The 15,558-nt window shown below is 44.7% G+C and carries 8 protein-coding genes and 2 pseudogenes; 6 read left to right on the top strand and 4 right to left on the bottom strand.

The genetic code is table 11. The annotated features are described in order from the left end of the window. Positions 1-16: 16 nt before the first annotated feature. The 3 genes from bcsG to bcsE are packed head-to-tail and all read right to left on the bottom strand — an operon-like array spanning position 17 to position 3,398. On the bottom strand, positions 17-1,642 hold the full coding sequence (gene bcsG, locus R7070_RS10740; RefSeq protein ID WP_213961852.1) for a cellulose biosynthesis protein BcsG: 1,626 nt from the start codon (positions 1,640-1,642) through the stop codon (positions 17-19). Next, positions 1,642-1,818 carry a hypothetical protein gene (locus R7070_RS10735; RefSeq protein WP_017819966.1) on the bottom strand — a complete coding sequence of 59 codons (177 nt, stop codon included), beginning with the start codon at positions 1,816-1,818 and terminating at the stop codon, positions 1,642-1,644. The genes bcsG and R7070_RS10735 overlap by 1 nt, the downstream gene beginning before the upstream one ends. Then, positions 1,815-3,398, bottom strand: coding sequence for a cellulose biosynthesis protein BcsE (gene bcsE / locus R7070_RS10730; protein WP_256900428.1), 1,584 nt, complete (start codon positions 3,396-3,398; stop codon positions 1,815-1,817). Before bcsE ends, R7070_RS10735 begins: the two co-directional genes overlap by 4 nt. Before the next feature lie 470 nt (positions 3,399-3,868). Between bcsE and R7070_RS10725 the strand changes: the two genes are divergently transcribed. The 6 genes and pseudogenes from R7070_RS10725 to R7070_RS10700 all read left to right on the top strand — a co-directional run bounded on the left by R7070_RS10725 (position 3,869) and on the right by R7070_RS10700 (position 14,619). Next, positions 3,869-4,066, top strand: coding sequence for a hypothetical protein (locus R7070_RS10725; RefSeq protein WP_021034149.1), 198 nt, complete (start codon positions 3,869-3,871; stop codon positions 4,064-4,066). Beyond that, positions 4,063-4,842 (top strand): cellulose biosynthesis protein BcsQ, encoded by a 780-nt coding sequence (bcsQ, locus tag R7070_RS10720; protein ID WP_213961850.1) that lies wholly within the window; start codon positions 4,063-4,065, stop codon positions 4,840-4,842. The genes R7070_RS10725 and bcsQ overlap by 4 nt, the downstream gene beginning before the upstream one ends. 3 nt (positions 4,843-4,845) lie before the next feature. Further along, the gene (gene bcsA, locus R7070_RS10715; protein ID WP_025766999.1) at positions 4,846-7,479 is read left to right on the top strand and encodes a UDP-forming cellulose synthase catalytic subunit; all 2,634 of its coding nucleotides are present in this window, start codon (positions 4,846-4,848) and stop codon (positions 7,477-7,479) included. Continuing rightward, positions 7,469-9,753 (top strand): annotated as a pseudogene (gene bcsB, locus R7070_RS10710) (cellulose biosynthesis cyclic di-GMP-binding regulatory protein BcsB). Before bcsA ends, bcsB begins: the two are co-directional and overlap by 11 nt. Continuing rightward, on the top strand, positions 9,753-10,859 hold the full coding sequence (gene bcsZ, locus R7070_RS10705) for a cellulose synthase complex periplasmic endoglucanase BcsZ (protein WP_213961848.1): 1,107 nt from the start codon (positions 9,753-9,755) through the stop codon (positions 10,857-10,859). Before bcsB ends, bcsZ begins: the two are co-directional and overlap by 1 nt. Further along, positions 10,850-14,619 (top strand): annotated as a pseudogene (locus R7070_RS10700) (cellulose synthase subunit BcsC-related outer membrane protein). Before bcsZ ends, R7070_RS10700 begins: the two are co-directional and overlap by 10 nt. 60 nt (positions 14,620-14,679) lie before the next feature. Here R7070_RS10700 and R7070_RS10695 read toward each other — a convergent pair. Beyond that, a complete protein-coding gene (locus tag R7070_RS10695) occupies positions 14,680-15,534 on the bottom strand; it encodes a co-chaperone YbbN (RefSeq protein WP_017819961.1) in 855 nt (284 codons plus the stop codon). Positions 15,535-15,558 lie beyond the last annotated feature (24 nt).

Raw genomic sequence — 15,558 nt, 5'->3', positions numbered from 1 at the left:
CATGGTTTTACTCTCGCTATTTTGCGGGGTATTCAATCCAACTTGAACCATCAAGAGAAACATAATACTTCCCTTGTACTTCAATCACAGTAGAGCCTGAGTTCTGCGCGACAACTCGTGTTTCTGGTAGGTTCTCTGTCAATATTGAAGGGCTAAACGTCTTACTTTGATAAATGTTTTTATCCAGGATATTCGAAACGAGCTGCGACAATGCCAGATAGCTAGATGGCTCGCTTACGTGTTCGGTGTCGCCCTGACGCTGAATTCCTTCTCCGAAGATTTTAATTCCTACCGGTGTATGAATGATTGTCGGTGCAGGAATTTCTCGCATACCTGAAATTTGCATGCGGTCTCCTCGCATACCACCACCATGTTCTGGTACCAAAGCGACAACGATGTTGCGTTTTGAGGACTTTAAGGTTTTAAAGAACGCGTGGAGGTCATCAAGCAAATTCTTAAGGCGCATTTTGTAGCTAGCAATAGATGTGCTTGAGTTCGCATTGATGATCCTGTTGCCATCATGTAGTGAAATTGAGTTGTAGAGTGCCACGACTTTGTCATCACTACTGTTAAGTCTTTGCTGCCACCAGTTATCCAATACTTGCTTATCGCGGAAGATCGAAGAGCCATCAAAAGATTTTTGGTAAGGAGTCAAGTCTTCTTGAGACATAAGAGCCGCTTGTAAGTCGCCGTCTTTTTTGATCAATTCAAGGAAGCTATCAAAGACACCATTGTGGTTCATCAGTAAATTTTCTGTGAAGCCTAGCTCTTTCAAACTTTCGAACAAGTAGCACTGCTTTGATGGTGCTGGCTGGAACAGTTGACTGTGTTCCTGTTGACCACAATTGGCTCGTAACAGACGAATGACCGCAGGCCCGCTGTATGACGTTGCAGAGCTAAAGTTGTCGAACATGATGTCAAATTCTTTGAATAGAGGATGATCGGCCAGTCCTGCAATTTCGATGTCATCCCACGCGACCGAGCAAATACTCAAGAACAACAAATCGAAAGGAGCATCCATTGCGCTGTTGGTATCGAATGCCACACGTCGAGAAGCTTCTTTAGAAAAGAAATCTGCAGTTAACGTGTTGAGACTGGCATCATTAATTTCCGTTATTTGAGGTTGTTTGCTAGCAGTAACCTCGGTTGTCGGCTGTTGTTGAGCTACTTCTGCAGCCACTGTTGTCTGAGGTTCAGTCGTCATAGGAATACTTATATAGACCATCGCAATAACCACAAAGACTGAAACTCTAACGAACTTGCTCAAAATAAAGTACGCACCACACAAAGCGAGCAATCCGAGTATTGCTTGGAATGATAAAAATCGTCCCAAAAGCTCGACCAGATAACTCAATTCAAACTGCATTAACTGTCCCGCTTGAGCCCAAAGACGGTCTAGAGGAGGTAGGTAAGAATCGTAATGCAAGAGCCAGGCTGCGGCGACAAACACAACGATATGACGTACCGCATTTAGGCTTTTCATCGAGATAGGAAGCAGGATGAAGATCAACAGCGCAAAGTTTTCCATTGGATGGAAATCGATGATTCCTTGAAAATAGAGCGCTGTTTTTGCGATAAAGTAAATGTTCCACCAGCCCAATCCTATAGTAGAGGGGGTAGAGTCATGAGAATGCGATATCATTACTTAAGCTTCTTAGTGTTAGTGGCTGATGTATCTAGCTCAAAATAGCGCGAGCGTTTTAAGTGCTTGTGGTAAAAGCGTCGGGTAGCGTTTACTAGGTCACGGATAAAGTATCCTAGGAGTAGGCCAATACCTGAGCTGATAATCACGGTCAGTAAAAAATCGTTAATATTCATGAACGCTCCTTGAGCTCGATGGTTTTTTTCACAGCAAACAAAGGAGGAACATCAGTAATGGAGTTAGTGGCGGTATGGAATATTTTCCTCTCTGTCGCCAGAGCTGAAACGTCGTCGGATATGACAGCGGCATCTTGAACGATGAATTTTAACTCTGTTTCGATATCTAATTGGGTATCAAACGTGTGGGTCGAGTGAAATAGGTCTCTCACTGGGAACTCAAATATATTGTTTAGCGCAATATCAATATCGCTTTGTCGAATAGCACTGAACACGACATATAGAGCTTTGTTGCAGGCTGTCACAACGTCGCCATCTCTTCGAATATGACAAAGACGTAAACATTCCTCTGCAGTCATACCTGGCAATAAGTTCAGCTTTATAAGTGCAAAGTTCACACTTGAGTGTGTTGAGTGGGAAATGACGTCAATACAGTATTGACTAAAGTCCTGGTTTTGTAAGTAGCCTTTGCTACCAAACTCAAAGTCATATTTTAAGAGCGCCTCTAAACTTTCAGGAATTGGGCGTGTAAGCATTTGGCCTTGAATTGCCTCAACTTGAGTCATAAAGCGCATGTGGGGGATTTGCGCGTGAGAAATGAAGTTTGCCCCCGCGCGAAGCAAGAACTTTTCATCTGCATATCTCAGACATTGTTGGGTCTCCCTGACAATAATCTTTAGTCGACGGCCATATGCGGACCTTAAACGGTAGCAATCTAACGCGATCTGTTGAACTTCGCTTTGGTTATCGCAGCTGAAAATAATCGTTGAAGAGCGAGGGTTGTCTAGCATCGCTATGAGTCCTTGATTGCTCTCTGCCACACGCATCCCTTTTGGGGCTTTCACGCTTTCTCTGAAAGCTCTTCTGCTGACATAGATTCTATCGCTATCCGATTTGTCTTCTGGCATGACATGAGATTGATGCGTTTCGTAAGACGTTGCTTTTAGTGTTTTATCTTTAGTTTTAGTGAGAATGTATTCGTGTTGGGTAATTACACCGTGTTTATTGGACCAAAAATCCACAAGATAGCAGTAGCGAGCGTCATCTAATGATGTCATGGTCGCCAAACCTGCAATGTGTCTATTGTGAGAAATAAGAATGGGCTTTAATAGTGAAGTCGTCAGATGCCCATATATACAAACACTAATAGTGATTTTTTTATTATTTGCCAGCTCATTTAAGCTTTGTAGAAAGACACTTATAAAATCATCATTAGTTGATGATAGTAGCGAGTCTGGAACAACTAATAGACATGTAGAAAACTTCTTTATGTTCGTTTTGTGAATGTCTTTAGCAAGATTTATAGCTTTGGGCGTTTTTTTTGTGAATTTATGACTAAGAAAAAAACACTGTTCAAGGTACGTTTTAGATAAGTCATTGAATTTCATTAAGGCTTCATCATTCAATGTGGACAAAAAAGTTTCTTTGTCTGTAAAGCTTGTAAGTGAAGTGTTGTCATTTTCCGGTAGTGTACTGAACAAATAATCAATAAGCATCTGTTTATGAGTAAATAAGCTTACATAAACAGAGTTTATCTCTCGTTCGTTTTTAATAGCAGATGATTCAGAGAGTGATGACATAAAGAGCCTTAAATCAATAACTTAATGTGTTTTGTGAAGCTCACAATCCGTTGTATGCTAATCGTTACAATTTTGATTTTCTTAGTGACAAGAAAATGACGCTAAGATATTAAACGAAATTGATCAGAAATTAAAATAGTTATAGCATGTGCTTCACATGATGTTTATGAGTTTAAAATCAATAGTCTCTAAGTCTATGATTCTCATTTAAAATATTTAAATTTCTTATGTGTATTAAATGGATGGTAACAATTCATTATTGTAATCCTTTTTTCTGAAGTTAAATATTATTTAGGCCTTTGTTATTTATATGGGCTATAAATAAACTTATTCACATTCATCATCGTTCTATAAATATGAGACGCATAGGTCGATGCGTCAATTTTTTAACAATGGAATTTATACTGAAAATGATAGTGGCGGGATTGCTGTTATCTCAGTTTAAGCTCCGTTACATTGTGAAAAATTCTATGACTGAGTCTGCAAAAGATATTAATTCGATCTACTCTTCTTATAACTTAACTCAATACACGTATATTGAAACAACAGAAAACGAGTCTTACGTACAAGTTAAAAATAAGTGGCAAGTCTTCAAAGCCAACGGTGCTCGTAATGTTCTATCTTTGGTACGTAATACGCAGAAAAATTCAGAAACGGAAGCGATATGAAGCGCCTTCTATTTGTTAGTTTAAAAGGCGGTTGTGGCTCAACGACCGTCGCTGCGAATTTGGCACAAGCGTTAGTTAAGATAAATAAACAGGTACTGGCCATTGAGGTGGTGCCTAATAGTTTACTGCAAGCTCATCTTGGCTTGCCGAGGGAAGAGCAAGGAGGCTGGGCGAAACAACTTCTTTTAGATAAGCCTTGGACCCAGGCTGGTTATGAAAGCCCACAAGGTGCACTTTTTTTACCGTTTGGCCATCTGAATTCTGAGCAGTTAAAAGCGTTTTTTAATGAGCGTTCTCACTATCTATCAATGTTAGGTGAAACGACGTTGCAAGTGAGCGAAAACCGTGGTGAACAGTGGCTGCTTTTTCACGCCGACTTAGCAGAGCTTACTGATCCTGAAGTGCGATCTTTTGTCGACTCAATGGATATGATTGTGGTGGTGGTAACGGCAGACGCCTTGAGTTATCTCACTCTTCAATCTTGGCTACAACATGAAGAGCAATCGAGATTGCTTCGCTCTGACAAATTACGTTTTTTGGTGAATAAGTATCAGCCAGAAACCGAAATTGGTCGTGATTTCATGTTGGTGCTGAAAAAGGAACTTAGCGAATCCTTGATTCCTGTTTCGATTCATCGAGATACGGCATTGCTTGAATGTGTGGCAAACCTGACGACCGTTCAACACTATTCGCCATCGAGCCAAGCCGCAAAAGATTTTCAGTCTTTTGCTTTTTGGTGTGTATCAGCGTTATCAAGCGCTCAGGACCAAAGCTAATTTATGCGAAGTCTTAATCTGATTTTCCAACGTTGGGTAGTGGATCAATTCAGACTGCAGAAGAACGCTTACGAGCAAGCCTGGAATTGTAAAACAAACTGGGTTGGTGAGTGTGCTTTGTCTTTTTGGTTTTCATTGAGTTTTGTATTTTTAAAGCCGGTTATTTCGGGTGTTCCCTCATGGAAACTGCCTTTGGTTTACTATCCAAACGTTAATTTTGCTGCGCCAAGATGGTTTGATCCTGTACGTTTTATTATCCAAAGCGTGTGGTTGCTTTGCTTCAGGCAAAACGTAAATACAGCATGGTCCAAAAAAACCAGCAGCTTAGCGATGACTTTAGCCGAGCAAATTCGCAATGCGTTCTACTTGCCATTTGAATTGGTTGCAAAAGGCGTCCGCTGGTTAGAACAGACAGCGAACAACATCAAAGATCCACAAGTTCGAGAGCGTATTAAAGCAAGTAAGTCCGCGATGGCGTTGAACTACACCTTGCTGTTTTTCGTGGTGTTAATCGCTTTGCTTTGCTTTACAGTGCCATTTGGTTATCAGGCTCAGACTGTCTTTGTGCTGTTACTCTGGGCATTAGCGATGATGGTCCGTCGCATGCCGGGTCGTTTTCCTACCATGCTTTTGATCATCTTGTCGGTTACGGCCTCATGTCGATACTTGTGGTGGCGTTATTCGTCTACCCTGAACTGGGACGATCCTGTTGCTTTGTTTCTAGGGGGCGTTTTACTGCTAGCTGAGACGTATTCTTGGATTGTGCTAATGCTTGGCTATTTCCAAAATATCTGGCCATTGAATCGCAAACCAGTATCGATGCCACCGGATCAGTCAACTTGGCCAACCATTGACTTGATGATCCCTACTTACAACGAAGATCTCGATGTTGTGAAAGCGACGGTTTATGCCTCGTTAGGTGTCGATTGGCCGAAAGACAAACTTAACATCCACATTCTGGATGACGGCAAGCGTGATAGCTTCCGAGATTTCGCCAAAAGTGTAGGGGTGAACTACATCCGCCGCCCAACGAATGAACATGCGAAAGCCGGTAACATTAACTATGCGTTGAAGCAGACCAGCGGTGAGTTTGTTGCGATTTTTGACTGTGACCATATTCCTACACGAGCATTTTTTCAGCTCACAATGGGGATGTTCCTGAAAGATCCAAAGTTGGCGCTTATTCAGACGCCGCACCATTTTTTCTCACCGGATCCTTTTGAGCGTAACTTATCGAACTTTCGTAACGTGCCAAACGAAGGCAACTTGTTTTACGGCCTGATTCAAGATGGTAACGACTTATGGGATGCGACTTTCTTCTGTGGCTCGTGCGCTATTTTACGTCGAGAGCCTTTAGAGGAAGTCGGTGGTATTGCAGTCGAAACCGTGACGGAAGATGCGCACACGTCTCTGCGCATGCACCGTTTAGGCTATCGTTCTGCATATCTTAAGCAGCCGATTTCTGCTGGTTTGGCGACAGAAACATTGTCTGCACATGTTGGGCAACGCATTCGTTGGGCTCGCGGGATGGCGCAGATATTTAGGGTAGATAATCCATTGACTGGAAAGGGGCTTAAGCTCTCTCAACGGCTTTGTTACGTCAATGCCATGCTGCACTTTCTATCTGGTATCCCGAGGATTGTATTCCTGATCGCACCCTTGGCTTATTTGTTGCTGCATTCCTACGTGATTTATGCACCAGCGCTGGCGATCATTTTGTACGTATTACCCCACATGATTCACGCCAGCATGACCAACTCTCGTATGCAGGGTGACTACCGTTATTCGTTTTGGGGTGAGGTATACGAAACCGTGCTTGCTTGGTATATCGCAAGGCCAACAACGGTGGCTTTGTTTGCGCCCCATAAAGGGACATTCAACGTAACGGCAAAAGGCGGTTTGGTTGAAAAGTCTCACTACGATTGGGTGATCTCTCGACCATATTTGGTTTTGGTTGCACTCAACATTTTGGGCTTCGCTGTAGGGATTTACCGAATGGGGTGGGGGCCTCAAAATGAAATCGGTACAGTTATCGTGAATCTCGTATGGACGATGTACAACCTGTTGATTTTAGGTGCTGCCGTTGCGGTTGCAGTAGAAGCTAAACAAGTGCGAAAAGATCACCGAGTAGAGGTGGCGATTCCTGTCGCGGTTAGGCTTAATTCTGGGCATTTAATACAAGCGCAGATGAAGGATTTCTCTTTGGGGGGCGTGCGCATAGAAATTGACGGGGTCGATGAACCAACCTGTGCTTACTTACTCGGTCAAACCTTAGAAGTGATCCTCAATCGAGGTGGCCAAGAATTCGTGTTCCCTATGACGGTTGCCTATGCTCATAAGGGGATATTTGGTTTACAACTCAACGAATTGTCTCATCAACAACGAATCCAATACGTCCAATGTACATTTGCACGTGCAGATACATGGGCGAAATGGCAACAAGGTTATCAATCAGATAAACCTCTATCGAGTATGCAGGCTGTACTGCAAGTCGGCTTTAATGGATACAAACGCTTGCTGCAACATTGTCCTAAGTTTGTTCAGGTCAGTGTGGATGCACTTTTATTTTGTATCGAATTTATTTGGTCACTAAGACCTCGTTATGTCCCAATCAGGACCTCAAGTCATGCTAAATAATAAAAAACTAACAGCGTTGACAACGGCTATCACTCTCATGTGTATGTCGTGCAGTCTCGCGGCACAAGAAGTAAGTCAGCAACAAGCAACGCCTTTGGCACAGCAAGATGCTGAAGATTCGACCGTGTTTAAGCGCGTCATCCCATTTAGTCAATTAGGTTACAGTGGTTCAATTGCTATCCAAGGTAGTGAGGCCAGTGCTTATATTGGTTTCGGTTCGCGACTCGATGAGGTGGTATCTAAAGCAAAGTTGCACTTTGATATCACACCTTCGCCAGCGTTGCTCTCTTTGGTTTCTCACGTCAAAGTGTATTTGAACAACGAACTTATGGGAGTAGCGTCAATCGTCGATGGCCAGCAAGGCAAAAAGTTGAGCTTATCTATGCCGCTGGACACTCGTTACTTTAGTAATTACAACCAAATTCGCTTTGAGCTAATAGGGAATACTCAGAAAGACTGTGCTAACCCCAATGACTCGAGCATTTGGGCTGAGATTAGCCAAAGTAGTCGAATTGAGATGCTTGCTCAAAAGACAGTGCTGGAAAGTGACTTGAGTTTGTTACCGGCTCCTTTTTTGATGTCCGTGATTTCAGCCAGTTAAATCTGCCTGTCGTGATGGGTAGCAAATACGATTTAGATGATGTCAAGGCTGCCGGTGTCTTGAGCTCTTACTTTGGTGCTCTTGCGGGTTGGCGTGGTGCTCAATTCCCTTTTAGTGTCGACACGTTACCTAAGCGCAACGCCATTGTCTTTGTTACCAATGACAACAAACCTGAGTTTCTGAGAGATTTTCCAGACACGGATGGCCCTCGTCTTCAAGTCATCACTCATCCAACAGACCCGTACGTGAAGCTTCTTCTGGTGACAGGCCGTGACAGTAAGGATCTTAACATTGCGGTGCAAGGTTTGGCGTTGGGAAACCAACTTCTTACTGGACCAATCGCGAAGATTAATGAAGTCAAACAAATCAAACCACGAGTCCCGTACGATGCGCCAAACTGGGTGAGTACGGCTCGTCCTGTTGCATTGTCTGAGTTAGTCGAACAAAAAAGCATGCTGCAAGTGGAAGGCCGAACGCCTCCACCAATCAACGTAAGTTTGCGTTTACCACCCGATCTCTTTACTTGGCAAAGCCGTGGTATACCGATGGATCTTAACTATCGTTATTCACCGCCTGCTGCGGATCATTCCGGCTCTCGTCTGACTTTGAGTATTAATGACCAATTCATTGAGGCGTTCAACCTAACCACAAAAGGTCAAGGTGGAGAATCTAACCGTATACGTGTTCCTTTGTTAGATGATGGCATTCTAAGTGGTGATACGTTTGTTCGCATTCCGGCTTTTAAGGTGGGTAGTCAAAACCGAATCGAGTTCGAATTTGGCTTTGCTTCGGTGACCGATGGGCAGTGCCAGGTAACGCAGCCAAGTAAGCAATACGCGGTTATTGATGGTGATTCTACTATTGATTTTAGTGGTTTCCCCCACTACATCGAAATGCCGAACATGCGCGCTTTTGCTACATCCGGTTTTCCTTACACTCGCATGGCTGATTTGTCAGAAACTGCTATTGTTGTTCCAGAGAGTGCTCCAAAAGAAGTGTTGCAAACCTTCTTAAACGTCATGGGGTCATTGGGACGTGACACTGGGTACCCAGGTATTCAGGTGCTTTTGACAGATAAATGGAATGCTGAGCAACTAAAAAATAAAGATATCCTGACGATTGGTGTTGTGGATGCATTAGAAGAAGCCGCTAATAATCCTGACCAAGTTAACTTAGTGGTTAAAGAGGGTCAGAGACAAATTCGCCTACCAAGCAAAAATGAAAAGCAGCTCGGAATGAACTGGATGAGTCCAAGTGATGCTCGTCAAGCCGCCGCAGATTATGTTTCTGTCGAGGCAGAAGGCTCTTTTGCTGCTATTTATGGTGCGGAATCGCCATTTACGAAAAAACGCAGCGTCATTTCTATTATGGCGGCTCACCCGTCAGATTTTTCGTCGGTTGATCGCGCGTTGGCTGACTCCGGTAAAGTGGAGCACATGTTTGGCTCGGTGGTGACGTTGAGAAATAACGAAGTAGCAAGCTACAACGTGGGTTCGCACTACTATGTCGGTAAGCTTCCTGTGTGGCAGCTCGTTTGGTATCACTTCTCTAATCACCCAGTCATCGTTGCGTGCTTTGCCGCCTTGCTAGTGGTGATCGTAACCATTGTGCTTTGGCGCGTATTACGTCAAGTCGCGTCTAGACGTTTAGAAAAAACTGAGGAAGAGGAATAATGAAAAAACTCATCTCGTTCCTTATGTTGTTCGTGTCTCCTTACTTGTGGGCTAACACCTGCGAGTGGCCACAATGGGAAACATTTAAGTCGGTATACATGGAGCAAGGCCGAGTCGTTGATGGCAGTGACGAGCGTATGATTACAACCTCGGAAGGCCAATCTTACGCATTGTTCTTTGCCTTGGTTGCCAATGACCCTAAAACCTTCGATCAGGTTTTAAAATGGACTCAATCACATTTGGCTGGTGGGGATTTGACGGCAAGGCTTCCTGCTTGGTTGTGGGGAAGAAAAGAAAATGGTCAGTTCGGAGTCTTGGATTCTAACCCAGCGTCAGATTCTGATTTGTGGATAGCTTACTCCCTTGTTGAGGCGGGGAAATTATGGAATAACTACTACTATCAGACCCTTGGACATCTGATCGCGAGTCGTATTTTACGTGAAGAAACCGTCAACATAGCGGGAGTTGGAACGGTATTGTTGCCAGCTCCAACGGGCTTTGATGCCGACGGCCAGTACCGTGTGAATCCGAGTTATGTTCCGTTACAACTGATTGCTCGTATGCAGTCGCTGTACCCGCAATACAACTGGGACTCAATGTATAAGGCAAGTGTTCACATGCTAGAGAAAACGATGCCAGCTGGCTTTAGCCCAGACTGGGCAGTATTGAGAAATGGTCGTTATAGCTCAGATGTGGTTACAGGGCCGATGGGCAGTTACAACGCGATCCGCACTTATCTTTGGGCGGGTATGCTAAATGACCAAGTTTCAGAAAAAGCAGTATTAGTACAAAAAATGCAGCCGTTTGTCGCGGCAACCAAAGCCCTTGGTGCGCCAGCGAGAGAAGTAAATACTGAAACGGGTAAATATACCCAAGCAGGAAGCGCAGGTTTTTCTGCTGCGGCTCTTCCGTTACTCGCGGCTTCTGGTGAATCTGCGCTGTTGGAGACGCAGTTTCGTCGTGCTCAAAATGAACTTGTGGTGGACAAAAACGATCATTATTACGACAACGTATTAAGTCTATTTGGGCTTGGTTGGCATGAAGAACGTTACCGTTTTGGTGTGCAAGGTGAATTGCTTCCTGTATGGAGCGAGAGATGTCAGTAACAGGATACGTGTTATGGTGGATTCCACTGGTTGCTTTGGCGGCTGGTGGCGTCGGCACTGTGCATGCAGAAAGCTTTAGCTCAAAACCTCTGACAAAGTCGCAGCTCGCACAGGTCTACAAGCCTATCGAGCTGGTTCAATTTTCCACATCATTAGCACGAGTTGACTCGGTTGAGTGGTTGGTTGAGCAGCTAAAACTGGCGGATGCGATTGGCCGAGATGATATTGTCGAGAGTACTCTGGAGAGGCTGTTCGCGATTGAAGAAAGCAATCCAACGGGGCTTTTCTATCAAGCGAATATGTATCTGAAACGTAAGCAGCCAGAATTAGCAAAACCGGTATTTGAGCGCTTAATCAGACAGGCGCCTCATTCGACTCAAGCGAAAAACTTGTCATCGATTATGGCTATTCAGGGAGAGAAAAGAGCGGATTATCAGCGCGCTCAGTTGCTTGCAAAATCTGGTCGTTACGATGAAGCGATTCAAGCTTACAAAGCCCTTTTCCCAAATGGAATGCCATCACCAGCGTTACAACTGGAATTCCTACAGTTGCAAAGTAATTTGCCAGGCAGTTGGAGCTCGGTAAAACAGGGACTGGAACGTTTAAATGCAAATTATCCTAGTGTTCCGTCTTTTCAACTCGCGTTAGCCAACCACATTCGCAAAGAGAATCCTGCTGATCCATGGATTCTCGATACCTATAAAAAGTTAGCGCTTGCTCCTTCGGTTGGAACAAATGCGGCAACGTCGTGGTTGCGTGCATTGGATCAATTGCCTATTTCAGATCAAGTTGTTCAGCAATATGCCATCTTAGCTAGCTACTACCCGTCTGACATGGAGATACAAAGAGCGAATCAAAGCGCGAAAGATCGCTGGAAAAAGGAAAAGGAACTACGCAAAGACCCCACTTATCTCGCCAAGCTCAAAGGGTTAGCGTTGCTCGAGGAAGATAAAACCGGCCAAGCAGAAGCTCAGCTGCGTTATGCGTTGACGACTCGTCCGCAAGATCCTGAATTGCTTGGTGCTATGGGTAAGGTTTATCTACGTAGAGGGCAGCAACAAAAAGCGCTCGGATACTTTAAACAGGCTCAGCACTTAGATCATAATCCTGACTCGGCCTCAAAATGGGCAGCGCTAATCGAGACTTCTCAATATTGGGCGTATCTTGATCAAGGTGATGCCTTGGTCGAAAAAGGCCAGTTTAAGCAAGCAGAAAGCGCTTATCAAAAAGCGATTCAAGTAGATAAATCCCAACCTTATGCTTATTCATCATTAGGCTCTTTGTATCTGGTACAAGAAAATTATGCCGCGGCAGAGAAGGTTTTCAAACAAGCTTTGCAACTGGATAGCAGCAATAGCTCTGCATTGCGTGGTCGCTTAGATGTTCGTATTCAGCAGCAAGATTGGTCTGGCGCGGAAGCACTCGCGCGCAGTTACTCAGCCCCACAGCAGAAAGTGGTCGCTGAAAAAATAGCGAGCATCAAGTCGGAAGTTATTTTGACTCGTCTGCGGATCGCAATCGCTCAAAATGATCAGGCAACGATGAAAGCGTCCGTAGAGGAATTGATTGCGCTACAGCCAACCTCCCCATGGTTAAGGCTTGATATTGCTGACGTGGTTCATTCAATGGGCGACAAAGTACGCGCGGATACGCTGATGTCCGATTGGGCTACATCTAGTAATGACCCTGAAATGAAATTTGCTTACGCGCTTTATCTCGCGCAGGACTTCAACGTGAATGAGGCCATCGCTGAGCTAGAGAGTATCGCACAACATGATATGACAGACGCAATGCAGCGCAGCGCAATTTAACCCGCTTGAAGCTTGATGCTCAGTTGAGAGACATTCAAACGCGTTACTTAGCTTCTCCCGAATCAGTAATGGCGACATTACGTGCGCTAGAGTCGGATTATCAAGGTCAAATTCAACCGCTCGCTCGTCTAGTGAGTGCGTGGTTAGACATTGATGAAGTTAAGGAAGCTGAGAGGATTTTCCAAAACATTTCGCTTTCAGAAGATTGGTCAACCGATGACAAACTGGCTTACGGCAGCATGATGGTAAGCTTGAATCACTTTGAAGATTTTGATCGTTGGTACGCGGACTTAGCATTAAATTCCGCAACACAAGATTTAAGTGCTTCGGAAGCATTACAGCTTGATGAACTCAAAACCCGTCGACTGTTGAGTCAAGCGGATCTGATGCTGGTTAATCAACAGCCTAAGCTTGCGTTGGATTTGTATGAACAAGTTTCTTTAAAGCCTGAGCCATTTAAAACTCAAGCAGAAATTGGCATGTTGCAAGCTAGTGCTTTGACTGGATATGAAGCGACGTATCACGACATGCACCTCATTTTGAATAAAAAGCGCGATAGCTTAACTGCGGCACAGTTGATGACAGTGGCCGCGGTGTTTAATCAACAAGGCTATCGAAATGACGCTAATGCGCTAAATCAGTTGTTGGATGCGATGCCTGATGCTGACGCATTAGCATTTCGCAATAGCATGTCTATAGCAATGGAAAATCAACAGTGGGCGTTAGCTGAAACACGCGCCTATCAAGCCTTAAATCGTGACCGAATGGATAAAAATCGTGAACCTGAAGAGGCGAAAAAAGAACCCCTAAGCTTACGCGAGCTATATGATACTGCTGACGACTACTGGTTGACTCGTAACGTCAAATCGGACATCGATAAACTGCATGATCGGAGTGATGGGCATGTCATGATTGGCTGGGATTACAGTGCACGAGATGGCCGTAATACTTCGAATCAAGTGCCCATAGAAGCCCGAATCCCGATAGAGAGCTGGGATGGGCACCTATTGCTAAAAGCCGATTATGTTTCTATCGATTCAGGTCAGTTGGACTATTATGAAAAAACCACCGATTCTGACAGCACTTCGTTCCAAAATGACGCATCAGGTATGGCATTTGGAGTGGGCTGGCAGGCTGAAGATTGGTTGGTCGATATCGGCACGACACCAATTGGTTTCGACCATACCACATGGGTTGGTGGTGTGCGCATCAATGGGGACCTGGGTGAGTTCGGTTGGACGGCAGAAGCTTCGCGTCGCCCAGAGACCAGTAGCGCGCTTTCTTATGCTGGAATGTCTGTCCCTAGCGGCACGACTGACCCTCAAGGGACTAAATGGGGCGGAGTTGCTCGTACTGGTGTGAAGTTGAGCTCAAGTTGGGACATTGGTGGCCCTTACGGTTTTTGGAGTAGCTTGCAGTATCATGTTTTGACTGGTGAAAAGGTTGAGGACAACACTCGTTTAGGCGTGCTAGGTGGAGCGTACTACAAGTTAATTGCAACGGATGACCAGCGTTTAAGTATAGGTACGAACTTAATGTACCTTGATTACGACAAAAATCTGGGTGAGTACACGCTAGGTCACGGTGGCTACTACAGCCCGCAAAGTTACTTCTCGGTGTCTTTACCTATCAACTTTTATGGCCGATACAACAGTTCTTGGTCATATCAATTGAGTGCATCCGTCTCTAACTCTTGGACTAAGGAAGACGCGCCATACTTATCGACAGTAGCGGAGTCAGACAAAGGTGGTGGTTTTGGTACGTCGTTGCAAGCGGCGGTGGAAAAGCGAGTCAGCAAACGTTGGTATCTTGGTGCGTTAGTCGATGTACAACGTTCTGAGTTTTATACACCAAACCATTTCATGCTTTATGCCAAGTACACCTTTAATGATCGTTGGCAACCAATAGAGTATCCGCCAGCAGCACCAACGTTGTATAGCGACTTCTAACAAAAAACAAAGGCCGGAAATCCCGGCCTTTGTTGTCTTATTCCTAGAAGAATGCGGCGCTTAGTACAAAATTGAGTAAAGCTGGCGACGATATCTGCTTGCTAATGCGTTACCTTGACCTAGCGCACTGAGAATATCCATAAAAGTCTTCTTCACGTCACCGTCTTGGGCGCCCAAGTCTTTTTTAAGAATATTCCACAGCAGTTCCAACGCTTCTTCATCCCGACCAACTTGGTTGTATTGTACCGCCAATTCACAAGCGAGTTCGAAGTTTGCCATGTCTGCTGCGTATGCTTGTTCTAGTCGCTGTAACTCAGGGCTATCTGCAGCCTGCAAATGCAGCTCGAGCTTGGCTATTAGGCTCTTGTAGTAGTTATCTTGATACTCGAGAGGGATAGCGTTCAGTAGTTCTTGGGCAATATCAAATTGTTTGGTTTCTAGCAAACAATCAGCCATCGCGAGTTTCACATCACCACGCTCTTGCAGCTCTGGCGGCAAAGTGTGGATGATGCTCAAAGCCTGAGCATGCTCACCTTGCTGAAGAAGTTCACTGACTTGTTTTAATAGTTGCTCATCTGGGCTTGGCAAATGCTTTTGTAGCATGGTAGCAATGGCATCAATTGGCTGGGGGCCTCCCAGACCATCGACGGCTTGACCATTTATAAACAGCGCGATAGTTGGCAATACTTGCACGCCAAATTGAGACGCTAAAGCGGGCTGATCTTCACAATTTAGTAGAGCAAGCGTAAATGCACCGTTGTACTGTTGAGCAAGAGATTGCAACTCAGGGAGTATCTGTGCGCTTTCTGGCTGAGCGTTGGCCCAAAAGTGGATCAAAACGGGCGTGTTCATTGATCCTTCAAGCGTTTCGCGAAAGTTCTGTTCTGTTATCTCAACGATAAATGGGGATTGCATCAGAGTATCCTTGCCTTGTGTCTT

The sequence above is a fragment of the Vibrio sp. 1557 genome (assembly GCF_033340175.1).
GTDB classification, from domain to species: Bacteria; Pseudomonadota; Gammaproteobacteria; order Enterobacterales; family Vibrionaceae; genus Vibrio; species Vibrio alginolyticus.
This window is presented reverse-complemented; position numbering and strand designations above follow the sequence as displayed.